Raw genomic sequence first — 24,352 nt, 5'->3', positions numbered from 1 at the left:
GGCAATTTCCGTGATGAAAGACTGTCCCACCCTGGCTTTCTACGAAATTTCAATACAAAAGGTCACGATTTCGAAAACCGATCATAGCATGATAATGAGCAGCCCATAGAGGGCACTGTATGAATCTTGTACAGCATGGAAATAAGGTATAGTACAGACTGTAGGGAGGAATCACCTTGCAAACGGTAGAGAAATGGGCCTCGCGCTCGGACGCGTGGACACCTGATGATGATACTCGTTTGGCGGCTTTAGTACTCGAACACATCCGCACCGGCAGCACACAACTAAAGGCGTTCGAAGAGGCAGCTAGTTTGCTTGGACGCACGCCTGCTGCCTGTGGATACCGCTGGAACGGCGTCGTGCGCAAAGATTACCGAGAAGAAATTGAGGCGGCGAAACAAAGCCGTAAAAATAGCACATCATCAAAATCAACGGACAACGCCGCAACAGTGTCTGAACCGACCACCGTGTCCACAACATCAGCGGAATCACCAGTCCATGCAACCAGCGAATCGATGAGGGACGTCATCGACTTCCTCCAAACATATGACGAGCAGTATCATAAACTTCGAGCGTATTTAACACAAATTGAGAAAGAGAAACAGGAGTTGGCGGAACAAGTAGAGTCCCTCCAAAAACAGTTGCAGACGCAGACGGTCGTTCTCGAGAAGGACGTCACACCGGAACAGTTGGAAGAAGACTCTCGTACATTATTCGCCATCATGGAACGCGCGCGCAAATTACTAGGCGACACAGGCCGTCCTCATACAGAAGGCTAATCCAAAACTGATGATAACCATGTCCGCCACCTTTCACCGGTGGCGGGATGAAATATCCCAGTTTTCGCCTGCGCCTGTTGAACAAGCCACTGACTCGCCTGTTGCGCCCCGCTGCGCCATGCAGCCGGATAGGCAAATTGACGCGCGCGAAACTCTTGCTCGTCCACCACATCGATTTGGCCGTCCATCACGGTGACGTCGAGATCGAGATCAATATAAGTCACGTCTCGAGCGATTAGCGCAGGCGTAATCATATTACAATAATAGTCTGTCACGTTTTCCTTCAAGAGCATGAATACCTGGAAATAAACCTTTGGCCAGAAAAAAGCGACGACCGGGTAGTCACTGGCCCAGGTCCCCCCACTCGCTTCGTGGACAAGCGCCCCCGGCGGTACGACATAGGCTCCAGGAGATGCAGTCGGCAATACACCTGTCCATCGGCGGTGTGGCGCGCCGTCGGCATGAATACTTACAATATTCAACCACTTTCGCCTCCGCCCGGATCATCCTCGGCTTGACTAAATTTAGGCAGGAAATCGACAAATAAATGCGTGCGCAACAATCCTTTGGCCCCAATCAGGATAATCGGCCCAATGAACAGACCAATAATCCCAATCACTTTTAATCCGACATAGAGCGCAAACAATGTGGTCAATGTGTCCAAGCCCACCGAATTCGCGAGGATTTTCGGCTCGACCATGTGCCGAATCAGCGAAATGACAACCTGCAACCCAAGCACCTTGATTGCCAGCGGTACATCACCGATAACCAACGCGCCAATCGCCCATGGGACAGTTAAGATGGCGGATCCTAAAATCGGAATCAAACCAGACAGGCCAAATAATATCCCGAGTAAAACCGCGTAGTGAACGTGCAGAATGAGCATCCCCGCAACGCCCAGCACAGCCGACATGCACATGAGGATGAATTGAACTCGAATGGTCCCTAAAAACGCGCGCGACATATCGTCGAGAATGGCGCGGATTTTGTTGTCCCATCCAGGAGGAACCACGCGCAGGAATGACACCATCATCTTTTCGTGGCGCAACATGATAAAAAACGCAGTCACCACGGCGATGACACCGACAAACAGCAGTTCAGGTATCTGCGTCAGTGCACCAATAAGAGACCTGACAAAACTCCGTATGGATTGCTCGATACTTGTACCGAATTGCACTAAAGCATGTTGAATCTGATTGGCCACCTGCGGCGGCATCTGCCCATAGAACACTTTTCCCGCCATCAGCTTGTTCTGAACAAACGCGTCGGCATATGTAAAGAACGATTGGCTGTTCGTCATGAATGAGCCCGCCTCGCGCGTCACACCGATGGAGACCCCCAAGGTGACAGCAATGGCGGCGGCAACCGTGCAACATAGCGTCACAATCACCGCGACGAGTCGCGTCACACCCATCCACTCCAGCCAACGTGTAATCGGGATAAGCAGAATTGCGACGACCCAGCCAATGACGAACGGCAGGATATACTTCATCAGATAGCCAAGCAGCAGTGCAAACCCGATAATGAATGCCAGCAAAAAACACACTTCCAGCACACGCCAGAGGTACCGCCGCATTTCCACGTCCCGACGCTTTGAGCGCACCGACGAAACCGCCCCTTTACACTATTGTGATTGTGGTCGAACCAACCGGCGCTTTGTAACAAACCCCAACCCTGTAATGAGAACGGCGAGAACGAAAAACAACGTCGCCAACCAGCCCCGCCCCTGTGCCATCATCACAGAGCCAAGGGCAAAACAGGCCATCGTGAATAGGGAGATAAAGAAAAACATTATCTTCAATGAGGTGGTCAAAGAAGACGCCCCTCCTTTATTATGCTCTCGACAGTGCACGATGAAAACGGGCACACTGAACTACTCTCATCATACCATAAGTAATACGGAAGGAGGCAGGCAAGTAGGAGGGCCAGCAACTGCGTGCCGCCAGCCCGCCATGAGGTAACTCGCGGGGTTAGGAGGCTGTAACTTGTGACAGCAAGCGCTGCTCCAGTTGTGTCCAAAATTCCACGGGATGCTCGGAAATGATCACTTGATGCGCGCCACACCTGCGGTAAATCGGCACCCGGGACGCATCATTGGCGACGACCACGACCTGACCGACGTTTGCCTCGCGCAGCGTTTGTGCGAGCAACGCGGCACGAACAAAGTCGTGAGGCGTATCGCGAATCACGGCCATGTCAAAACACTCTTTTCCCACGGCGCTCTTCACCGACGACTTTTGCGCGGGAACGTGGATAGAACGGCGTTTATACCAAAACTGAACAAGCGCGTGAACGTCTTCAAAGCAGTCCAAGATGCGGACGTCAATCCCATGTTCAATCGCTCTGTCGACATACGGACGATCCTCTGCCGCAAATGCAGCTACAAGCAACTTTGGTGCCATATCGGTAACCAACCTTTCGCCGATCCGATTGATAGCGCTTACATTGATATTCTACACCATTCCGTTCGCTTTTTGTAGTCACTCTGTCACGATGTTTATTTGATTTTTTCCGCCTGCTCCAGCAGATGGTCACCATACGCATAAATAATTTCGCGCGCCACGTCCGCCTGTTCCATCTGGACCGCGTCGTAGACCGCGCGGCAGGTATGAAGTCCGACGTCCCGCTTCGGGCTCAGCAGCCGCAAACTGCTTCGCAGCGCCTCTTGCAACACGCGAAACGTGTTCTCGAGAACCGGATTGTCTGCGCAAGCTGCAAGAACTGCGTAAAATCGCAACTCGCTGGCGATACGCTGTTCACTGTGCCGACTCGAGGACTCCAAATCAAACAATGCCCGAGACAGCTCAGAGTAATCCCGTGTCGCCCTGCGTTTGGCCGCAGAGGAGGCGATAGCCGCAAGAATTGCAGTCTGTAACTCCACGAGGTCTGACACATGATCAAGCCCCAATAAAACCGCAGCGTCAAGCGGTTGCATCCACATCTCCACACTCGCCGTGCGCACGTAAGTGCCATCGCCATGGCGAAACTCAATCAACCCTTGGCCACGGAGTGCGCCCAGTGCCTCTCGAACGGTCGCACGACTACAATTGAATTGCTCTGCCAAATTCTTTAATGGCGGCAGTCTGTCCCCCGGGCTCCAGTAGCCGTCCTCAATCATCGTTCGAATCTGCTGGGCAATGCGCATATACAGTTTCTGTCCAATGGGCGAAAACTCGTTCACTGCTGTCTCCCTCTTCACACGTGCCTGAAATAAATGCTTCAGTGGCCGATGCGACACACGTGCGGAACCCCTGGCGGCCCGATCCGTTCAACCGTTCCGCCGCCAGGAATCGCACGAGATTTGGTTACAGCTGCGCCGTCAATCCAATTAGCCTTTCACGACCAAGTTGACGAGGCGCCCCTTCACGTAAATTTGCTTCACGACCTCTTTGCCCTGCAGCCACTCCTGCATGTCCGGAAGGGCCTTCGCCGCAGCGATAGCCTCATCTTGTGAAGCTTCCGCGGCAATCACCATTTTTGCGCGGACACGGCCATTGACCTGCACGGCGATTTCCAGTTCATCGTCCTTTAGCCACTTCTCTTCAAAGGTCGGCCACGTCTCTTCAAAGACGGACCTCTTATGCCCGAGCATCTCCCACAGTTCTTCACCCAAGTGCGGTGCAAACGGCGCCAGGGTCATCGTCAGTGTCTCCAAGGTCGCTCGGTCGAGGCCTTGTTTCGCTTCGGTTGACAAGGCGTTCACATACTCCATGAAGGCGCTGACCGCCGTGTTGAATCGGAAACCCTCCATGCGTTCCGTCAGCGCCGCGACAAAGCGATGGCGCAATTTGGTGAGTGACTCACGTTCTGGAACGGTGCTCGTCGCATTCGCCTGAACAAGCCGGAACACTCTCTGCAAGAAGCGCGCGACGCCTTCGAGGCCATTGGTGTTCCACTCCGCCTCGTCCTCCGGTGGTCCGACAAACATCTCGTACATGCGCAGCGCGTCGACGCCGTAGTCGCGAATAATATCGTCCGGGTTGACGACGTTGCCCTTCGACTTACTCATTTTCGCGCCGTTGAGCGTCATCATGCCTTGTGTAAAGAGGCGTGAAAATGGTTCGTCGAACGTAATCAGGCCGAGATCGTAAATAAACTTCGTATAAAACCGCGAATACAACAGGTGCAACACGGCGTGCTCGACACCGCCGATATACATATCCACCGGCAGCCAATAGTCGACGGCTTCCTTGGAGAATGGCGCCTCGGCATTGTTGGGATCCGCGTAACGCAAGAAGTACCAAGACGAACCTGCCCACTGTGGCATGGTGTCCGTCTCCCGTTTCGCCGGCGCGTGGCACTTTGGACAGGTCGTATTGACGAACTCAGGAATCGCCGCCAACGGTGACTCCCCTGTACCTGTGGGCTCATAGCGCTCGACCTCCGGCAGCCGTACCGGCAACTGCTCCACAGGGACTGCGACAGGACCGCAGTGTTCGCAGTGGATAATCGGAATCGGCTCGCCCCAGTAACGCTGGCGGGCAAACACCCAATCGCGGAGCCGATAATTGACTGTGGCTTCCGCCTGCCCCCGCTTCTCCAGCAATTCGATGGCGGCGCGCTTCGCCTCAGCCACCTTGAGCCCGTTGAGCGACTCGGAGTTGATAAGCACGCCGTCCCCTGTGTAAAGACCTTCTACAGGGCCATCCACTGGCTGTACAACAGGAATAATCTCCAGTCCAAACTGCGTCGCAAACTCGTAATCGCGTTCATCATGCGCCGGAACGGCCATAATCGCGCCTGTCCCGTAGTCCATCAAGACGTAATCCGCGACGTAAACTGGCAATTTGCGGTTGACCAGCGGATGCTCGACATACGCGCCCGTAAAGACGCCTGTCTTCGTCTTGTCGACAACTTGCCGCTCAATGTTTGATTTACGCAGCGCTTCCTCGACATATGTCTCGACAGTCGCTCTCTCTGCATCCGTGGTAATAGCCTGAACCAGCGGATGTTCCGGCGCCAGCACCATATACGTCGCGCCATAAATCGTGTCCGGACGCGTAGAAAAAACCTCAATTTCCTCATCTCGCCCCGCCACTTTAAAGCGAATGTGCGCCCCTTCGCTGCGGCCAATCCAAGCGCGCTGCATGCGTTTGACATGCTCCGGCCAGTCCAATTTGTCGAGATCATCCAGCAGTCTATCCGCGTACGCGGTGATCTTCAACATCCATTGATACATCTCTTTTTTGGTGACGTCGGAACCACAGCGGTCACACTTGCCATCGACGACCTCTTCATTCGCCAAGCCAGTCTTACAGCTCGGGCACCAATTAATGGGCATCTTTTTGCGGTAAGCCAGACCCCGTTCGAACATCTTCACAAAGAAGTACTGCGTCCAACGGTAAAACTCCGGGTCGGTCGTATTAATTTCCCGATCCCAATCGTACATCGCACCGATTTCTTCCAACTGGCGTTTAAAGTTGGCGACGTTTTCAGCCGTGCTGATCCGCGGATGGACGCCATGTTGAATCGCGTAATTCTCGGCCGGCAGCCCGAATGCGTCCCACCCCATCGGGTGCAGGATTTCAAACCCGTGCATGCGTTTATAGCGACTCCAAACATCGGAGATGGTATAGCCGCGCCAATGCCCGACGTGCAATCCATTTCCGGAGGGATACGGAAACATGTCGAGGCAATAATACTTCGGTTTACCGCTGTCCTTATTTGCGCGATGGGCTCCTGTTTCTTGCCAACGCGATTTCCATTTTGCTTCAATCTGCTGTGTCTGATAGTCCATATTGTCGGTTCCTCCTGATAATCAAAAAACCTCTCGTCCGCATAGGACGAGAGGGAATTCCCGTGGTACCACCTATCTTGAAGACGACACTCCAGCTCATCGGCCCATGCCGCTTCCACTCAACCTATAACGCCAGGCGCGCGTCCCACCCTATGTGCCAAGGCCAAAAAACATCGGCTCTTCAGGTGAAATCCTTCGCACTGAGGTTGCGAGAGTACATTCCTGGTTCGCAGCGTCCACCAGGTCTCTGTCGCCCGCTCGCGCTATCGGCAAAGCGGCTAAATGTAGGTTCCCACAAAAGCTGTGCATCGCAGGACTTACATATTGAATTGTGACTGAATTAAATCGTTACTGACCATTATCAGTATACTCACACGACATCTTTTTGCAACTTCACCTACGATCCGACGAGCTAAGTACTCCCATCAGTCGCAAAACAAACAAGAAGAGATTGACGAAGTCGAGGTATAACGACAGCACCACCCATGGCACAGCCTGCTCCGAGATGCCATATCGCGCAATTCGATTGACATCAAACAGTACGTAACCGACAAACACAGCGATGCCGATGAGAGAATAGACGAGACTCATCACAGACGAGAAGCCGACAAAGATTGAAATAATCCCCATCAGTAGGATCGCCATTAAGCCGATGAACAAAAACCCGCCCAAAAAGGAGAAATCCATGGAGGTCCGCGACGCGACGATGGCGGCAATCAAAAACGCGCCAGCGGAGACAGCCAATGCTTCCACGACGAGCCCTGCGCCAAGTTCGGCTGCACGACTGTGAATGATGGGCCACAACGTAATGCCTGAAATGAATGTAAACAAGTAGACAAACCCAAAGCCAATCGCGCGTTTGCGTTGCCGAAACATCGCGACCACAATGAGAACCAGTTCGACAATACTCAATATGGGAATCAATGCGATTGGAATCTGCGTTCCGACGACCACACCCACAAGTGCAGTCAGGAGCGTACCAAATAAGCCAAAAAAGACCCGACCCAGCACGCGGTTTTCTGACACGCTATACGTCTGCATGAACATCCATCCTTCCTGCTAATTCCACGAGTGGTCTGCCAGCAATTATGTTGGGCTCGCGACGTCAATTCGCAACACATCGTGCAAAATTTTCACGTAGACTTTCGGCCACACCAATCGCGGCAAATCGGAAATCGGCACAAATCTCGCGTTCACTGTACGACCCATTGTCTCCGTCTTCACCGGGAACCCAATTGGCCGCAAAACGCGGACCATCCACTCCAAATGTGTAAAGACGTGCTTTGCCGTCGCAATCTCCGCAAACGCCTGCGGCTGCACCGTCCCCTCTCGGACAACAGTCGGCACATCATCGGTATAACCTGGAAATAAGTGTTGCAAACGTGTTTCGGCAAGCAATTGCAGGGATAACTCCGGCGCGTTGTCGACCTCGAGTTCCACAGAAGGCAACTGCCACATATTCGCCAACAAGCCTTCACCCTGTCGCTGCTCCACCAATAGTTGCCCGTCTTGCTCAATCCACAACGCCACGACGGTCAACCGCTTGCGCTGTGGCTTTGGTCGCTTGACTGGAATACGAGCGACGCGCGCTTCCTGAAACGCCGTACAATCGTCTTGAATTGGGCACGTCAGACATTGTGGTTTGCGCGGCGTACACACCATGGCGCCCAGTTCCATCAAGGCCTGCGTAAAAAGCCGCGGTGTACTCTGTTCGACAGCGCGTTGCGTGTGTTCCGAAATGACGCGTTTCACCGCTGGATCGTCAATCGGGTCTTCAATTCCAAGGTAACGTGACACCACGCGCAGTACGTTGCCATCGACCGCCGCAACGGGCTGGTTGAAGGCGATGCTCATCACCGCACCAGTTGTGTAAGGACCGACACCAGGGAGCGCCCGAACATCCTCAACGGTATTCGGGAACACACCTTGGTAATCAGCAAGCACTGCGGCTGCGGCGCGCTTCAAGTTGCGTGCGCGCGAGTAGTACCCCAGGCCCTGCCAGATTTTCATCACGTCTTCCTCCGCGGCAGACGCCAGGCTCTGGACGTCTGGAAAACGCTCGAGAAATCGGTGGTAATACGGAATGACAGTCTCCACCCGCGTTTGTTGGAGCATCGTCTCACTCACCAATATTCGGTACGGATCTGTCGTTTCCCGCCAGGGTAGTGCGCGCTTGTTCTGCCCGTACCACACCTCTAGGTTATGTGCAAAAACGGCGAGCCTTTCCGATGTCTTGCGTAAGTTCATAAATAGCCTCCATACATGCTACATGCTCCATCTGGTACCGGCATCGGTCAAATGGGCATCTGTGCCATGCTACATATCGTCAACATACAAACAAAGAAGCAGGACAAAATACAACTCGAGGGGGTGCTGTCCATGGGTCTCATGAACGTAGTGGCAAGTTCTGTTCGACATCGGATCATGCCGAGACGCAGGAGTGGCATGGGAACGATGACCGCGCTGTTCGTCGGTGCCAGTGTCGGCATCGCCGCTTGGGAGGCAGTCCGTAAAGCGCAGGGTATGCGCATGATGGGCGGGTCTCAGTCATCGTCCTCCGACGGCGGTGCGACTGCCCTGGCGGAAGAAGTCATGCGGGAAATTGAAAGCTAATCGACTGTGGCGCAGCAGGGACAGAGTTGTAAAAGACTCTGTCTCCTTCTCATGCGCGGCGACGTCGCCGAGTGGCTCCATCACGGTAGCCGTTTTATAGATAGCGCCGGTGAATGCCGTATTTGTGTTTCCATACCTGATACGACAATCGGCTGCGTTTCATGCTGTCCACGAACTTCTGAGTATTTTCAAGCACGCGTCGAGCTTCTGCCATGCTCACCTGACGCGTAAATAACGCTTCACCAAATTCCTCAAGGTCGATGACGTGATAATACGATCTTTCGTATAACAACACATCCACGTACATATCTTCAACGTAGATATACTCCTGGTCTTCCCACACTTTGACAAGGTCCACATAATGGTCAAATCGGAGTCGCGGGTGTTTGACGGGTGTGCCTGAGTTCAAGCAAGTACTCACCGCAATGCCCCACTGCGGATAAATTTCCCGCAGGTGATTGCTGTAACCGTGCTCAAAGGCTGGCCGCTCGACGACGACGAGACCGGGTCGCCGAAAGAATTTTTCAATTTTAAAAGGTTCATTAGACCGATCAATCCCACGCTCTTCACGCTTGTGGATCTGTTGAACGCGGCCTGCTCGCAGCGCCACACACGCCCCCCCTTCCCATCAAAACAATCCTCCGTATAGGTTACCATGAGTTACCCAAAACACAAAGCCATCGAGAAACACCGGATATCGAACGAATTTTTTCAACGAAAAAAACGGGATTTTTGCTGTTTGGAAGGACGAAACCGACGCCCATGGTTGAACGAGGCAGATAAGGGAGGTAGCGACTTGCGAAGATGCATGCGGCGTTTCCGATTTACTTTCAATCGATACATGATCATCCAGACGGCCGCGCCAATCAACAACACCATAACGACGTACCAAATGGGCGGAGCGCTCTCAAGCGGCTCGGCATATGTCAGCGACCCTGCATCCGCCCGCTCGATGACGACAAATTTCCCATCCGCTCCGAATAGTTTAGACGTAGGCGGCAACAGGGCATCGTCGTGCGACGACGTGTTATAAAACTTGAGGTAGCCCTCTTCATCCTCACCATCGTAATCCCATGTGTCAATGACTGGCTCCCCAATCGTAACCTCGTGATACATCGGATTGCGTGCCACGTAAGGCATCAGCAAATGATACATCTCGAACAGCAACAACCCAAAAACCGCAAGCGCGATGAAGACTACGCGATAGGGTAGCCGTCCACGCCGTTTGGCAAGACGCATCCTCATGATGAGCCCCCCTTGCATTTCACCGATGTCCTAAATATATGTACAAGCCCATCGGGAAAGAACGAGGCTCAGACGAGCACCCCAGTCCGCGCGTTCTGCTTACGAAAGATGTTCAGCCTCAATAAACTGCACGAGTTGGTCGACCGCCTGTTGCTCGTCGCCGCCACTCGCGCGAACAATAATGGATTGCCCGGACGCCACAGCAAGCGACATAACGCCCATAATGCTTTTCGCATTCACGGATTTTCCTCCCTTTTCGAGGAAGACTTCTGAACGAAAGCGATTTGCCATTTGTACAAAATTTGCCGCTGCTCGCGCAAATAAACCGCCCTGAATTCTGACTATCGTTTCCTTCTGCACCATCGGAATCACCGTGTTTCGTCATAGTATTTTCGTAGGGAAAAACTGAATTTTTCCCAAGAACCTTGATTTAAGTATGTTCAAGTATAGCATGTAGAGATTTTCATAGACAGCCATCGGCCCCATCAATTTTGGCGATATTCTGACTACGTGGCAGGGCTAGAGCGCAGCCGCTCGGCGATTTCTTCCATTTTCCTGAAACGGTGGTTGAGACCGGACTTTGACACGCGGTTCCCCATGCGGCGACAAAGCTCTTGAAGATTCGCCTCCGGATAGCGCAGCCTCAACTCTGCTGCCACGCGCAAGCTATCTGGCAACTGCTGTAAGCCCATGTGTGCTTCAATCAATTGGATATTCTCCAGTTGCCGTACCGCGGCTGCAATCGTCTTGTTCATATTGGCGGTTTCACAGTTGACGAGCCGGTTCACTTGATTTCGCATCCCTTTTAGGATGCGCGTATCCTCAAACTTTAACAACGCGCGGACGGCGCCGATGAGGTTGAGAAAGTCAACAATCTTCTCTCCCTCTTTCAGATATACGATGTACCCTTTTTTGCGTGTCGTCAGGCGCGCGTGCAATTCATAGTCATTCATCAACGCAAGGACCGTCTCCGCCATATTTTCGGAAGCCGCGTAAATCTCCAGATGATAAGACGGGCTTCCAGGTGCGTTGACAGAGCCCCCTGCGAGAAAGCATCCCCGAAGAAAGGCTCGATTACAACAGTCCGCGTCCGGTTTGGGCCAATTTGCCGCCAGTGGACCGTCTTCGATCTCGCCCGTCCAACCCAGTTCCGAAAGCACCGCATCCGCCTGCAATGCAGTGAGGCGAATCGCGTATACGTTGTTCTTCTTCAGGCGCATCTTCTTGCGGACAATCACTTCACAACGCGTGCCAAACGTCTCTTTCAGTACCGTATAGATTCGCCGAGCTGTGGCGACATTCTCCGTTTCAACCACCAATTGACGGCGGCCATCGACGGTCACAAAACACCCGCCGAGACCGAGGATGGCCTGCAATTCGCTTTTCGCACAGCAAGTGTCTTGCTCAATTTGAGTCAACTCTTTCTTCGTTTCTGCTGCAAACGACACAGCGCACACCCTCCTATCCTCGACGTTTATCCCGTTCATAGCCCAACAAGCTGACAATCTGTTCAGCAACTTTGCGGCTGTCGTGTCGCGCGTATGTGGCATAGTGCACAAAATCGCGAGCCACCACCTTGAGCCCCATCCGGTTCAGTTCCTCGATGTCGACTCGCACGGGGTAACTCTGCTGCGATTGGTATTGTTGTAACGCCTCTTCAGGCAGCGGTGCTGCGTTGACGAGGACGTAATCAAATAACGCGTCGCCGACGTGCCGATAAATGGCTTTGACATGGCTGGACGCGGACAATTCGTCCGTTTCACCAGGCTGCGTCATTACGTTACAAACATAAATTTTTCTGGCGCTACTCGCTCGGACCGCCTCGACAATCCCTGGAACTAACAGGTTCGGGAGAATACTCGTAAACAAACTTCCCGGTCCGATGACGATGGCATCAGCAGACTCGATGGCGCGCAAAACCTCTGGAAGTGGCTCCAGCTTATCTGCCACCAATTCGAGTCGCTCAATCTGACCACCCGCCTCCGGAATGTTCGACTCCCCTTCGACGACCGTCCCATTGGTCAAGTAGGCGCGCAAGCGAACATCGTCCCGAACCGCCGGCAACACTTGCCCACGCACCGCGAGAACTCTACTCGTCTCGCGAATCGCCGACTCGAAATCGCCCATGATATGCGTCATCGCCGCTAAAAACAGATTCCCAAAGCTGTGGCCTTCTAGCCCTTCTCCTGACGGAAACCGAAACTGCAAAAGTCGCTCCAGCAACGGCTCGGTGTCGGCCATTGCCACGAGACAGTTGCGAATATCGCCAGGCGGAGGCATGGCAAAATCGTTGCGCAGACGACCGGAACTCCCGCCATCGTCGGCCACCGTGACGACCGCTGTAAGATCTACCTGGAACTCCTTAAGTCCCCGAAGAATGGTCGATAACCCTGTACCGCCGCCCAGCGCGACAATTTTCAGTCGCCGCTCGGCCCATTTGGCTTGGCGACGGCTTTCGCGCATATCGCGCCACCAGCCAAATGCAAGTAACACAATAGCGGCAAACAGTACAAGCATTCCTAAGGCTGTGCCATACGGCAGTCGCGCGAGTCGCAGGACACCCGCCAGGATGCCAACTCCGAAACACGCAATCGTCCAGGCGAGTAACCACCACTGCCGCATGCTCTACCCCTCCCGACCCTTATCTCGGTGCGAGAGCTCTACGTCCGCCTTCTGCCTGAGGTGTTCGGCCACGTGCCGAGCAATCGCCACAGAGCGATGTTTCCCCCCTGTGCAGCCGATACCAATCACTAGATGGCTTTTGCCCTCTCGTTGGTATTCGGGCAGAAGAAAGTCCAACATCTCCTCGGCCTTCGCGATAAATTGCTGCGTGGCCGGCCACTGCATGACGTAGTCGTAGACCGGCTCATCCTCCCCAGTAAACGGGCGCAATTCGTCGATATAGTGCGGGTTCGGCAGAAAGCGCACATCGAACACCATGTCTGCATCCACCGGCACCCCGTACTTAAAGCCAAATGAGACGACGTGCACCGGCATCCGCCCTGCGTGTGCCTCAAACCGGCTGGTCAGTTCCTTCTTCAGAACAGACGTCGCCATATCACTCGTGTCAATCACGATATCTGCAGCCGCCCGCACCGCCTCGAGGGCAATCCGCTCCTGTGTAATACTTTCCGTCAGGCGTGCCGTCGGAGACAGCGGATGTCTGCGCCGCGATTCTTTGTAACGACGCACGAGTGTCGCCTCATTGGCGTCTAGAAAGACGAGCGTCGTATCCATGTCCTTCCGGCTCCGCAATTCCTCAACAGTCGTCAAAAGCGGCTCAAACAGTGCGCCACCGCGCAAGTCACAGGCGAACGCCACCTTGCTCAAACTTCCAGACGCGTGCTCCGCCATGTCCAGCAAACGTGGCATCAGCGCCGGTGGCAGGTTATCCACACAAAAGAAGCCAATGTCCTCCAGTGCCTGCATCGCGACTGATTTTCCAGCTCCTGACATGCCGGTCAAAATCACGGTTTCTAAGCGCACTGTCACGTTTCAGCCCTCCATTCCGAAACAAGTGTCAAGTCGTTGCGAGATAGCCTTCTGGATCAATCGTCCAATGTTGAACCTGATGGTCTGCATCATATGTAAAGTGTCCAAAAAATACGACCGGATCTTGGCGTGTATGCGCAGCGAGTGTGTGCCGAATCATCAACCTATCGCCCTCATCCATCGGCAACTGCGGCAATTGCTCTGGTCGAATGACCGCCAACTTCCCCTCGCGGTGGTCCAGCGCCAGTGTTCCTGATGCGCCGTGCCCGATAAACTGGGCAATCAGGCGATCTTTTGCCGCCGTGTCCGATCCGGCCGCCACCTGCACCCGGTAGATTCCACACAGCGTCGCATCTGCCAATTGCAAACCGGATTCCTCCGAGAATTCACGCATGGCCGCCTGTCGCCACAGCTCATTATCTTCCACTTTTCCCCCTGGCAAGTACCACCAACCCCGGCGAGGTTTTTGTAACATCACAAATCCGTCTTGCCATGGAACGAAGCAATTCACAATCAGCTGCACCTGCTCCACCTCTCTAATGAAAAGCATAGCATGTGGCGGTTCGGACTACCAGCGACACCGGCGCTTTCTCCTGATTCACAGCGCTCGCCTCTTTGCCGATGACAAAAAAAGTGGACGCCTGTCGGCGTCCGAAAGTTATATTAAAAAAGGGGGTCAAATGTGCTACATCTGTATCGTACGCTGACCATATTTCAATCGTGTTACAAGCGGATTAAAAAACTGTGACATCTGCAGCAAAATTGCACAAATTTCGCGTTTCAGATGCCTGACGTGAAAAGCGACTGTTCCAATCGTGCACTGCACTTGCGGATGGACGAGGCCGCCACGGAAAACTCCTCTGCAAGCTCTCTTTGCACAATCGGCACACCAAAATACCGCAGCGTGATATAGAGCAATCCAGCCACCCAAATATCGGCTTTGCCAATCCGCCGGTGGACATGCAGGAACATGTCGTACAAATACGTAAGCCAAAGCCGCTTCGCCTCTGGCACGAGCCTTTGCAAATTTTCCTTCTCAAGCCACGCCTCGGCCCGCTGCCACACTTCTCGCCAACTCGGGTTCAGTTCGAAGATGACATCTGGGTTAATCTGCTCAATCGCCACCTCTTCCGCATCCCCGCTGAGGCGGACTTTGCCCCGCGCTCCGATTCGCTTCAGCGCCACAATTGCATATAATCGCAGCGTATCATCGATATCGCGTCGACCGACAAACAGTTGCAAGGCCTTCTCCGCGTCGTCATCGGCTACCACCGCGAGCGCTCGAATCACCCGGCGTCTCGTCTCGTGGTTCCCATGTCTAAGCCCCCAGTACAACGAGGCTCGCAAAAGCGGATCACGACGCCAAGCCTCCATCTTCGGGTCCTTGAGCTTATCCTTGACCACCGCCAGTTGCTCCTCAACTGGCAAGTCTAACTGGTAGCTCACGCGCAGCTGCGCGGTGTGGTTGGCGCGGACTTCCTGCAACCGCCGCAAATAATGTTCAGCCACTGCCTGATATTCGGACTCCCGCGCGAGCATTTGCCAATAGCGCTCAGCGACGGCCCAGTTTTCGCAGTTCGCTGCAGCGGCGGCAGTCGCGTGAATGAGTACAGGGTCAGCCTGCGCAGTCAGGCGCATCAAGCGCCGGAACTTTTCAAAGGCGTCGGCGTGATAGCCGATGATGCCGAGTGTGGTCCCCACCTTCATCGCCAAGTCATAATGTAGTGGGAACACTTTGCAGAGCGGTTCGGCAGCGGCATCTAGGACGTCCTTCCAGCCGAAATGCTTGACGAGAATCGCACGATTGCACAGCGCGTGTAAGTTATCCGGCTGTCGGTGCAAAACGTCGTCCGCGAGCGCGAGTGCCTTGTCGTGTTGACCAGTATAGTAGTAGGCCAAACACAAGTTGTTGTACGCAGCGTAATTTTCCGGCTCTTCCTTGATGACGGCTTCAAGCCACTCAACTGCGGCTTCAAACTGCCCGTTTTCCAAGAAGTATCGCCCGTCTTTTGCCGCTTGTTCCGCATCGAGTTTCCGCTTTTCCTCTTGCCATTTCTCGAGTGCACGGCCGCCGCCGAATTCGTCGAGGAGCACGCCGAGCATCTCTTCCGCGTCGTCCGCGTACTCACCATTCGGGTCTGCGTCGAGATAGCGAAGCACATATTCCTCCGCCGCGTCGTACTTGCCCATGTTTGCATAGTTGTTGGCAAGGTAAAACTGGCATTCAGTCATATTGGGATCTAAATCGCAAAGTACGTGCTCGAGCAGTTGATTCGAAGCTTCGAAATCACCCATTTCCGAGTACACGCCTGCTAAATTGCAATAATTAATGGGATTGTTTGGCTCATATTCAACGGTTTTTCGAAATGCTTTGAGGGCCTTGTTCAAATCATTCCGCTGCAGGAAGCGGACGCCCCGCTCAAAGAAGTACGCCGCGTCAAAGTTCATCGCGATGACGTTGCTGCTTCCATTGCTGGACGATTTGCGAAAATGACGAGTGTCCATGAGGCACCTCCTGAAGCTGCTGCCCAGGCGCAAATCAGCGCATTGACCTGGAGTTATGTGAACTGGTGGAAAAAGTATACCACAACCGGCGATAAGCGCGAAGTACCTATGCGATATACCCCATGTTATAATGGAGAATTAGTGGAGAGTAAATCGGCGGTATGTCCAAATTTATCGTGGCCATCCGAATTTGGACGCCGCGCGTTTTCCTTACATATTGCGACAAACTGCCGCAATCGAGCGCATTCATCTCGGACAAGCGTTCCACGGCAGTTTTCATATAGGAGGATGATTGGTGAAAGCGGTCAAGGCCACCATAGCCAAAGCACTTGTGCCCGCAACGGGCCTCACTGAAGACGAACTCGTGCAAATGCTCGAGTACCCACCAAACCCAGAACTTGGCGATCTCGCCCTACCCTGCTTCAAACTCGCCAAATCGCTGCGCAAGAACCCAAATGAAATCGCGCAGACGCTGGCAACAACACTGGTGCAGATTCCAGAAGTGGCATCTGCGGCGCCAGCTGGCGGATTCCTGAATATCTCGCTTGCCCGCCTGCCCTTTGCGAAGGCCATCGTCGATGTCGCGGTGCAAGATGTTCACGCGTTGTTTTCGGCGGATCGACATACAGGCCATAGGGCGGCCGTCGACTACTCGTCCCCGAACATCGCCAAACCGTTCGGCGTCGGGCACCTTCGCTCGACCATCATCGGCGAGTCCATCGTCCGGCTGATGCGCGAGGACGGATACGACGTCATTGGCATCAATCACTTGGGCGACTGGGGCACGCAATTCGGCAAGACCATCGCCGCGTATCTCAAGTGGGGCGACGAAGAAACCGTACGCGCAAACCCAGTGCGCGAGTTGTTCAAGTTGTACGTCAAGTTCCACGAAGAGGCCGAGCGGAATCCATCCCTCGAAGAAGAAGGGCGCTACTGGTTCAAACAGCTAGAGGACGGTAACCCGCAAGCGGTGAAACTCTGGCAGTGGTTTATCGACGAAAGCCTGAAGGTGTTCCGGAAGACGTACGATTTACTCAACGTCTCATTCGATCACTATCTTGGAGAAAGTTTTTACAACGACAAGATGGACGCAATTGTCGACGAGTTAATCGCCGACAATCTGTTAGTCGAGGACCAAGGGGCAGAGGTCGTCGATCTCTCCGCCTACGACATGCCCCCGTGCATCATCAAAAAATCGGACGGCACGTCGATTTACGCGACACGCGACCTGGCGGCCGCTGCCTATCGCCACGATCAACTCGGGGCGGACACACTGGTCTACGTCGTCGGCGGCGAGCAAAAGCTGCACTTCCAACAGTTGTTCAAGGTTCTCGAGCTGATGGGCAAACCTTACGCATCGCGCGCCGTCCACGTCAGCTTCGGCCTCATGAAGTTCAACGGCGCACGCCTGTCGACCCGGCGTGGTCACGTCGTCTATCTCGAAGACGTGCTGGCCAAAGCTATCGACGAAGCGCGCAAAATTATCGAGGCCAAAAATCCGACCCTCGCCAACAAGGACCAGGTGGCAAAAAGTGTGGGCGTCGGCGCAGTCGTCTTCAACGACCTGAAGACGTACCGTTTGCACGAAGTGGATTTCCGCTACGAGGACGTGCTCAACTTCGACGGCGAGACAGGTCCGTACGTTCAATACACGCACGCGCGCGCTTCAAGTGTCCTGCGCAAAGCTGGGGGCGACGTCGACACGCTCACCTTCCCGGCACCAGCAGGCGCAACCGACGACGCGCACGCGCTCAACGACACCGAATGGGCACTCGTGCTGCAACTCGGCCAGGCGAACGAGGCGCTCAACCGCGCCGTTGACGAGTACGATCCGTCCGTCATGGCCCGCTACACCCTGCAGCTGTGTCACGCGTTCAACCGGTTCTACCACCACAACCCCATCCTCCAATCCGATCCGGAGGACAGGGCACGCCGGCTAGCCCTCACGCTCGCCACGCGCAAGGTGTTGGCCAAGGCGTTGTATCTCATCGGGATCGACGCGCCAGACGAGATGTAAGCCGCGCGTGCGCGCGGCTGGGCCGGGCTTGCGCCGCGCATATGAAAATAGGGCCCATTTTGGGCCCTATTTTCACGTGTTACAGCCGGGATCGGTACAGTTGACATAAGCTCCGTCTCTCGCGCACCCGAGCTGGCGCGTGTCCACTCATCGGCGACAATAGCGCACTTTTCATGCCTTATTTGCCCCTTGCCGGCACTCCCAGCCACTTTAAGGCACAAATTCTACCTTATCCGTGCCCGAATGCTCGATTTTCCACCTCACCCGCGACAATAGTGCACTTTTCATGCCTTATTTGCCTTTTCGGGTGCTCCACCAGCGCATTAAGGCAGAATTTCTACCTTATCCGCACCCAGCGGCCCAGCGCACAGCGCACAGCGCCCAGCACCCAGCGCACCGCGCACCGCGCACCCGATCCCGCCGGCACGTCACGTGTACTTCATCGGATCGACTGGCGTCCCGTTTACGCGCACCTCATAGTGCAAATGAGGTCCCGTCGCGTCGCCTGACTCACCTGAGTAGCCGATGACCTCCCCCTTGCTGACCGTCTGTCCACTGTGTGCGACGACGCGCGACATGTGGCCGAACACTGTCGTGATGCCGTTACCGTTGTCGATTTCCACCCAATTGCCGTAGCCGCCTGAATTCCAGCCTGCAGACAGCACCGTGCCGTTATTGGTAGCATAGATAGGCGTGCCCATCGGCACCCCAATGTCAATGCCAGGGTGAAACTCGCCACCTCCAAAGCTGCGATACCCGAACGGTGAAGTAATCGTCGTGCCATCCGTCGGCCAAACCCAGTTGCCGCTCGCGACCCCACTGTTCGTCCCACGGTGGACGACTTCGGTCACCGGTTGCTGCACCGTAGTGCGCGATACAACTTTCGCTTGCTTCAAGACGCCATTCTCAAATGTCTCGCGCACCTGTTCCTTCGCTTGACCCGGTTGCCCGTGAGTCACCACTTTCTCGTCGCCGGTGGCCAAAGTGTTATCGTTCACGTATGTGATGTGATAAGGCACCGACACAGACTTCGTCACCGTCGCCTCCGAGCGAACGGTCAGCAACGGCGATGCGGCCGATTGCGTCGAGATCGAGTGCTGCGCCTTCAGCAACGACGCAACCGGAGAGGCAGCGCGACCTGCGATGTGCGTGGTCGACGGATGCAGCAACAGCCTCGTCGCGTCGGTCGCCTGGAGAATTTGTTCGATCCCGACGGAAACTTCCGCGATAGAAACGCGATCGGCAAACTCAGATGTTTCCTGCGTCGCCCCCTTGACCTTTGGAGCCAGCGCCGCTTTGACATTTTGGAGTACGGTTTGAGCGGAAGATTTCGAGGTCGTGTAGACCAGTGGCTTGCCGTTGACCTGAATGACAGCAGCCTGTGTGGGAAATGAGGCAACTTTCTGCCAAGAATACGTCGGTGCTTCGTCGGTGCGCACGGGAACCGTTTGGAACGCGATGTTGTACCCGTCTGCAATGCGCTGCATACCGCTCACCACATCTGCGTTATCGGGTACCAATCCGACGTATTGTCCACCGCGGTATACCTGTAACCAACTCTTTGTATGTAACGCGTGCATCGATACCGCGCCAGCGCAACCGCCGAACACAACCAGTGTGGTTGCCCCTGCAATGAGCATGCGCGAACGAGATGCAAACAAATGTTTCTGTGCCCTGACTGTACCGTCACTATGCGTCGCCTGTACTTCCTGGCGAGCGGTAGCAAGCGCGCGTTTCACGCCTTGCATGGCCGCTTTCCATTTCACTGCGCAGTCCTCCTAAAATTCAACCATAACAGTGTTAATTCGACAAAGTTCTCGAAAATCCTGGTTTTACATGAGGGACATTCACCCCTCTCCCATTCTCTGAAACCACGACAAAGCCCCCAAACGCATGGCGCATCGGGGGCTTCGGTTGCGATAAACATAGTTGATGCTATTTGAAAAAGAAGTAGGAGTCCTGGGGTGGCGCAGTGCATGCGCCTGCAAGTTTCCCCTGCAAGCGCAGGGGTTATTGCTTATCCTTGTCCGCCTGCTCGGCAATCGCCTGCTCGAGCTCATCGGTGAACGCCTTTGCAGCGTCATACCCCATGCCCTTCAGGCGGAAATTCATCGCCGCAACTTCGACGATGACTGCCAAGTTGCGACCTGGGCGGACAGGTACGGTGACATGTGGGACCTCGAGATCGAGAATCTTCGTCGTGTGCTGCTCGATACCCAACCGGTCGTACGCCACGTTCTCCCGCCACGCCTCAAGGTGAATCACCAGTGCGATTTTCTTATGCGTGCGCACCGCACCCGCGCCAAATAGCGTCATCGCGTTGAGGACGCCAAGCCCGCGAATTTCAAGCAAGTGCTGCAGCAGCGGCGGGGCCGAACCAATCAGACTCTCGTCAGAAATCTGGCGAATGACCACCGCGTCGTCAGCCACGAGGCGATGACCGCGTTTAATCAGCTCTAATCCCGTTTCACTCTTACCAATTCCACTTGCACCCGTAATCAGAATGCCTATCCCGTAGACGTCCACCAGCACACCGTGAACCAGCGTTTCCGGCGCGAGGCGCTCCTCCAAATACGTGGACAAGGTGGCCGTCAGGCGCGTCGTCACCATGTTCGTTCCAAGTACGGGAATCCGTTTCGCAGCCGCCTCCCGAAGCAGGACGGACGGCGGTGTATCGTTCCGAGTAATCAGGATACAGGGCGTCTGTTGGTAAGAGCAAAATGCAAAGACCCGCAAAGCCTGCTCTCGCTCGTTCATGCCGCGCAAGAACGACAGCTCTGTACGGCCCAACACCTGGACGCGCTCTGCCGGGTGGTAGCGCAGATACCCAGCAAGCGCCAATCCAGGTCGGTTGATATCCAGCGTCTGAATCATCCGGTCAAGATCAGAGTCCTCATTAAACACGTGTAAGTCCAAATCCTTGACCAATTGGCGAACAGTCACACCGCGTTCTTCGGTCAAACCGCATCCCACCTCATATCATCTACAAGCCGGTGGAACTCACCACTCGTGAAATATGTTAATTTGCAGCGGCATTGATCTCGGCCATACGCTCAGCTTCCGCCGCCCGAGCTTGCGCGCGCAGTTTGTCGCGCTCCAAAATCGGCTTCAAGAACCGCCCCGTATACGACGCGTCAATCTGACAAATTTGCTCCGGCGTACCCGCGCCAACTAATTGGCCGCCGCGATCGCCGCCTTCCGGGCCGAGATCGACAATGTAGTCCGCCGTCTTGATGACATCCAGGTTGTGTTCGATAATCAGCACTGTATCGCCGTTGTCGACGAGCCTGTGAAGCACTGTCAGCAACCGCTCAATATCCGCCACGTGAAGACCCGTCGTCGGCTCGTCCAAAATGTACAGCGTTCGACCGGTACTGCGACGATGCAATTCAGAAGCCAGTTTCACGCGCTGTGCCTCACCGCCAGAGAGCGTCGTCGCTGGCTGCCCTAACTGCATGTAACCCAAGCCGACGTCGAGCAACGTCTGCAATTTGCGGTGAATCCGCGGGATGTTCTCGAAGAACGACACCGCGTCTTCAATCGTCATGTCCAGCACTTCCGAGATATTCTTGCCCTTGTACCGAACTTCCAATGTCTCCCGATTGTACCGTTTCCCTTTGCAAACCTCACACGGAACATAGACGTCTGGCAAGAAGTGCATCTCAATCTTGATGATACCATCGCCCTTACACGCTTCACAGCGCCCGCCGCGGACGTTAAAGCTAAAGCGCCCCTTCTTGTACCCACGCATCTTCGCCTCGTTCGTCGTGGCAAACAAGTCACGAATATCGTCGAAGACGCCTGTGTACGTCGCCGGGTTCGATCTCGGCGTCCGCCCAATCGGCGACTGATCAATGTCGACGACCTTGTCCAGGTGCTCCAGCCCAAGAATCTTGTCATGTGCCCCAGGGCGCACGCGTGCACGGTTCAAATCACGCGCCAACGCCTTGTGCAAAATCTCATTGACCAACGTCGACTTGCCTGACCCGGAGACGCCAGTCACACAGGTGAAGACACCGAGAGGAATCTTGACGTTGACGTTCTTCAAGTTGTTCTCGCGCGCCTTTCGTACTTCCAACCAACGGTCGTCCGGCTTACGCCGCTTCTCCGGGACCGGAATAAACCGCCGCCCTGACAAGTACTGACCGGTCACCGACTCTGGGTCGTTCATCACCTCACGAGGCGTACCTTGACTAATCACCTCGCCGCCATGAACGCCAGCGCCTTTCCCCATATCGATGATGTAGTCGCATGCCATCATCGTATCCTCGTCATGCTCGACGACAATCAGTGTATTCCCCAGATCCCGCATGTTTTCCAAGGTACGAATCAGGCGCTCGTTGTCTCGCTGATGCAAACCAATACTCGGCTCGTCGAGAATGTAGAGCACACCCATCAAGGAAGAACCCAGCTGCGTGGCAAGGCGGATGCGCTGCGCCTCACCGCCGGAGAGCGTGCCGGCAGATCTGGAAAGCGTCAGATAATCCAACCCGACATCGCGCAAAAAGCCGAGCCTGCTTTCGATTTCCTTCAAAATCTGCCGGGCGATTTGCATCTCCTTCTCAGACAGTTCGAGACCTTGAACATAATCCAGGGCCTCCACCACCGACAAATCCGTGACCTCGGAGATATTGCGATCATTGATGCGAACCGCCAAACTCTGCGGCTTCAAACGCCGCCCCTTACACGAAGGACATGGTTTCGCCGCCATAAATGACTCAATAAACTCGCGGATACCATCGGACGCCGTATCCCGAAAGCGCCGTTCCAAGTTCGGGATAACGCCCTCAAACGGAATCTGCGCTGTTTTGCGCTGACCAAAGTCGTTTTCGTACGTAAACTGAATCGGCTCACCAGTTCCGTAAAAAATCTTCTCCAGCGCGTCTTCCGGCAACTCTGCAATCGGAACCGTCGTGTCGATGCCAAATGCCTGGCACGCAGCCCGTAGCAACTGTGGATAGTACGTCGATGTCGATCCCGCCCATGGCACAATCCCACCCTCATCAATGCTGAGCGAGGTGTTTGGCACCACCAGTTCCGGGTCCACTTCCATCTTGACACCGAGTCCGGCACACGCTTCACAGGCTCCGAAAGGACTGTTAAAGGAGAACATGCGCGGCGCCAGCTCGTCAACGCTAAAGCCACAATTCGGACAAGCCATATTCTGACTGAACATCAGTTCCTCACCGTCGATGACTTCGACGATGACAATACCGCCCGCCAGGCTCAAGGCAGACTCCAAGGAATCAGCGAGGCGGCTGTGAATGTCGTCGCGCAAAACAATCCGGTCGACGACGACTTCCAAGTTGTGCTTCTTGTTCTTTTCGAGCTGAATATCCTCCTCCAGCTCCCGGACCTCACCATCGACGCGCAAGCGCACGTATCCGGCTTTGCGCATCTGCTCGATGACCTTTTGGTGCTCGCCCTTGCGCCCGCGGACAATCGGTGCCAACACCTGCAGGCGAGTGCGCTCCGGCAATTGCATGAGGCGGTCAACCATCTGTTCAATCGTCTGCGAGGAGATGGGAATGTCGCAATTGGGGCAGTACGGATGGCCCACGCGTGCAAAGAGCAAGCGCAGGTAGTCATAGATCTCCGTCACTGTTCCGACTGTCGACCGTGGGTTGCGGCTCGTTGTCTTCTGGTCGATAGAGATGGCCGGCGACAGGCCATCAATGCCATCAACATCCGGCTTGTCCATTTGACCGAGGAACTGCCGCGCATACGCCGACAGACTTTCGACATATCGGCGCTGCCCCTCTGCGTAAATCGTGTCAAACGCCAATGACGACTTGCCGGATCCACTCAATCCAGTGACGACCACAAACTTATCGCGTGGAATTTGAACGTTGACGTTCTTTAAATTGTGCGCACGGGCTCCCCGCACGTAGATGTAATCTTGTGGCACCAGTTTCACATCCCTCTATGAAAGGCGACCCGTCTCACAATGTCGTGTGACACGGG

At 54.7% G+C, this 24,352-nt stretch carries 22 protein-coding genes; 3 read left to right on the top strand and 19 right to left on the bottom strand.

Features of this window, described 5'->3' with window-relative positions; translation table 11 throughout:
• Window positions 1-176 precede the first annotated feature (176 nt).
• Window positions 177-779 (top strand): hypothetical protein, encoded by a 603-nt coding sequence (locus K1I37_RS04580; RefSeq protein WP_021297853.1) that lies wholly within the window; start codon window positions 177-179, stop codon window positions 777-779.
• Here K1I37_RS04580 and K1I37_RS04575 read toward each other — a convergent pair.
• From K1I37_RS04575 to mutY, 8 genes are all read right to left on the bottom strand, one after another.
• Window positions 776-1,261 carry a DUF402 domain-containing protein gene (locus K1I37_RS04575; RefSeq protein ID WP_021297852.1) on the bottom strand — a complete coding sequence of 162 codons (486 nt, stop codon included), beginning with the start codon at window positions 1,259-1,261 and terminating at the stop codon, window positions 776-778. The two genes, K1I37_RS04580 and K1I37_RS04575, sit on opposite strands and share 4 nt — an antisense overlap.
• Window positions 1,258-2,382 (bottom strand): sporulation integral membrane protein YtvI, encoded by a 1,125-nt coding sequence (gene ytvI / locus K1I37_RS04570; protein WP_021297851.1) that lies wholly within the window; start codon window positions 2,380-2,382, stop codon window positions 1,258-1,260. The genes K1I37_RS04575 and ytvI overlap by 4 nt, the downstream gene beginning before the upstream one ends.
• A 21-nt stretch (window positions 2,383-2,403) precedes the next feature.
• The gene (locus K1I37_RS04565; RefSeq protein WP_021297850.1) at window positions 2,404-2,592 is read right to left on the bottom strand and encodes a DUF5325 family protein; all 189 of its coding nucleotides are present in this window, start codon (window positions 2,590-2,592) and stop codon (window positions 2,404-2,406) included.
• A 157-nt stretch (window positions 2,593-2,749) separates the two neighbouring features.
• The gene (locus K1I37_RS04560) at window positions 2,750-3,181 is read right to left on the bottom strand and encodes a hypothetical protein (protein WP_021297849.1); all 432 of its coding nucleotides are present in this window, start codon (window positions 3,179-3,181) and stop codon (window positions 2,750-2,752) included.
• Between the two features lie 95 nt (window positions 3,182-3,276).
• Window positions 3,277-3,960, bottom strand: a complete 684-nt coding sequence (locus tag K1I37_RS04555; protein WP_236613915.1) for a FadR/GntR family transcriptional regulator — start codon at window positions 3,958-3,960, stop codon at window positions 3,277-3,279.
• Between the two features lie 147 nt (window positions 3,961-4,107).
• Window positions 4,108-6,516, bottom strand: a complete 2,409-nt coding sequence (gene leuS / locus K1I37_RS04550; protein WP_021297847.1) for a leucine--tRNA ligase — start codon at window positions 6,514-6,516, stop codon at window positions 4,108-4,110.
• A gap of 393 nt (window positions 6,517-6,909) precedes the next feature.
• Window positions 6,910-7,557 (bottom strand): Bax inhibitor-1/YccA family protein, encoded by a 648-nt coding sequence (locus tag K1I37_RS04545; protein ID WP_021297846.1) that lies wholly within the window; start codon window positions 7,555-7,557, stop codon window positions 6,910-6,912.
• A gap of 45 nt (window positions 7,558-7,602) precedes the next feature.
• On the bottom strand, window positions 7,603-8,763 hold the full coding sequence (gene mutY / locus K1I37_RS04540; RefSeq protein ID WP_021297845.1) for an A/G-specific adenine glycosylase: 1,161 nt from the start codon (window positions 8,761-8,763) through the stop codon (window positions 7,603-7,605).
• A gap of 132 nt (window positions 8,764-8,895) precedes the next feature.
• Here mutY and K1I37_RS04535 point away from each other — a divergent pair, with 132 nt between their 5' ends.
• Window positions 8,896-9,129, top strand: a complete 234-nt coding sequence (locus tag K1I37_RS04535) for a hypothetical protein (protein ID WP_021297844.1) — start codon at window positions 8,896-8,898, stop codon at window positions 9,127-9,129.
• A gap of 94 nt (window positions 9,130-9,223) precedes the next feature.
• Here K1I37_RS04535 and K1I37_RS04530 read toward each other — a convergent pair whose 3' ends face one another.
• The 8 genes from K1I37_RS04530 to K1I37_RS04495 form a co-directional block, all read right to left on the bottom strand.
• A complete protein-coding gene (locus K1I37_RS04530) occupies window positions 9,224-9,739 on the bottom strand; it encodes a DUF402 domain-containing protein (RefSeq protein WP_021297843.1) in 516 nt (171 codons plus the stop codon).
• A gap of 101 nt (window positions 9,740-9,840) precedes the next feature.
• Window positions 9,841-10,374, bottom strand: a complete 534-nt coding sequence (locus tag K1I37_RS04525) for a hypothetical protein (RefSeq protein WP_021297842.1) — start codon at window positions 10,372-10,374, stop codon at window positions 9,841-9,843.
• 99 nt (window positions 10,375-10,473) lie between these two features.
• Window positions 10,474-10,737, bottom strand: coding sequence for an HPr family phosphocarrier protein (locus K1I37_RS04520; RefSeq protein ID WP_021297841.1), 264 nt, complete (start codon window positions 10,735-10,737; stop codon window positions 10,474-10,476).
• A gap of 143 nt (window positions 10,738-10,880) precedes the next feature.
• Window positions 10,881-11,822, bottom strand: coding sequence for a DNA-binding protein WhiA (whiA, locus tag K1I37_RS04515; RefSeq protein ID WP_021297840.1), 942 nt, complete (start codon window positions 11,820-11,822; stop codon window positions 10,881-10,883).
• 13 nt (window positions 11,823-11,835) lie between these two features.
• Window positions 11,836-12,996 carry a gluconeogenesis factor YvcK family protein gene (locus K1I37_RS04510; RefSeq protein WP_021297839.1) on the bottom strand — a complete coding sequence of 387 codons (1,161 nt, stop codon included), beginning with the start codon at window positions 12,994-12,996 and terminating at the stop codon, window positions 11,836-11,838.
• 3 nt (window positions 12,997-12,999) lie between these two features.
• Entirely contained in the window at window positions 13,000-13,866 is an 867-nt protein-coding gene (gene rapZ, locus K1I37_RS04505; RefSeq protein ID WP_021297838.1) for an RNase adapter RapZ, read from the bottom strand.
• Window positions 13,867-13,894: 28 nt separating this feature from the next.
• On the bottom strand, window positions 13,895-14,389 hold the full coding sequence (locus K1I37_RS04500) for an NUDIX domain-containing protein (protein WP_021297837.1): 495 nt from the start codon (window positions 14,387-14,389) through the stop codon (window positions 13,895-13,897).
• Between the two features lie 257 nt (window positions 14,390-14,646).
• A complete protein-coding gene (locus K1I37_RS04495; protein WP_021297836.1) occupies window positions 14,647-16,371 on the bottom strand; it encodes a tetratricopeptide repeat protein in 1,725 nt (574 codons plus the stop codon).
• 295 nt (window positions 16,372-16,666) lie between these two features.
• Here K1I37_RS04495 and argS point away from each other — a divergent pair, with 295 nt between their 5' ends.
• Window positions 16,667-18,388: an arginine--tRNA ligase gene (argS, locus tag K1I37_RS04490; RefSeq protein WP_021297835.1), complete on the top strand. Its 1,722-nt coding sequence runs from the start codon at window positions 16,667-16,669 to the stop codon at window positions 18,386-18,388.
• 428 nt (window positions 18,389-18,816) lie between these two features.
• Here the strand turns inward: argS and K1I37_RS04485 are convergent, their stop codons facing one another.
• From K1I37_RS04485 to uvrA, 3 genes are all read right to left on the bottom strand, one after another.
• Complete coding sequence (locus K1I37_RS04485; RefSeq protein WP_021297834.1) at window positions 18,817-20,154, bottom strand: M23 family metallopeptidase; 1,338 nt, start codon at window positions 20,152-20,154, stop codon at window positions 18,817-18,819.
• Window positions 20,155-20,398: 244 nt separating this feature from the next.
• Complete coding sequence (gene hprK / locus K1I37_RS04480) at window positions 20,399-21,349, bottom strand: HPr(Ser) kinase/phosphatase (RefSeq protein WP_021297833.1); 951 nt, start codon at window positions 21,347-21,349, stop codon at window positions 20,399-20,401.
• A 58-nt stretch (window positions 21,350-21,407) separates the two neighbouring features.
• Complete coding sequence (gene uvrA / locus K1I37_RS04475; RefSeq protein WP_021297832.1) at window positions 21,408-24,296, bottom strand: excinuclease ABC subunit UvrA; 2,889 nt, start codon at window positions 24,294-24,296, stop codon at window positions 21,408-21,410.
• Window positions 24,297-24,352 lie beyond the last annotated feature (56 nt).

Source organism: Alicyclobacillus acidoterrestris, from assembly GCF_022674245.1.
Lineage (GTDB): Bacteria > Bacillota > Bacilli > Alicyclobacillales > Alicyclobacillaceae > Alicyclobacillus > Alicyclobacillus acidoterrestris.
The sequence above is the reverse complement of the archived record's forward strand: the minus strand, read 5'-3'. Positions and strand labels throughout refer to the sequence as shown.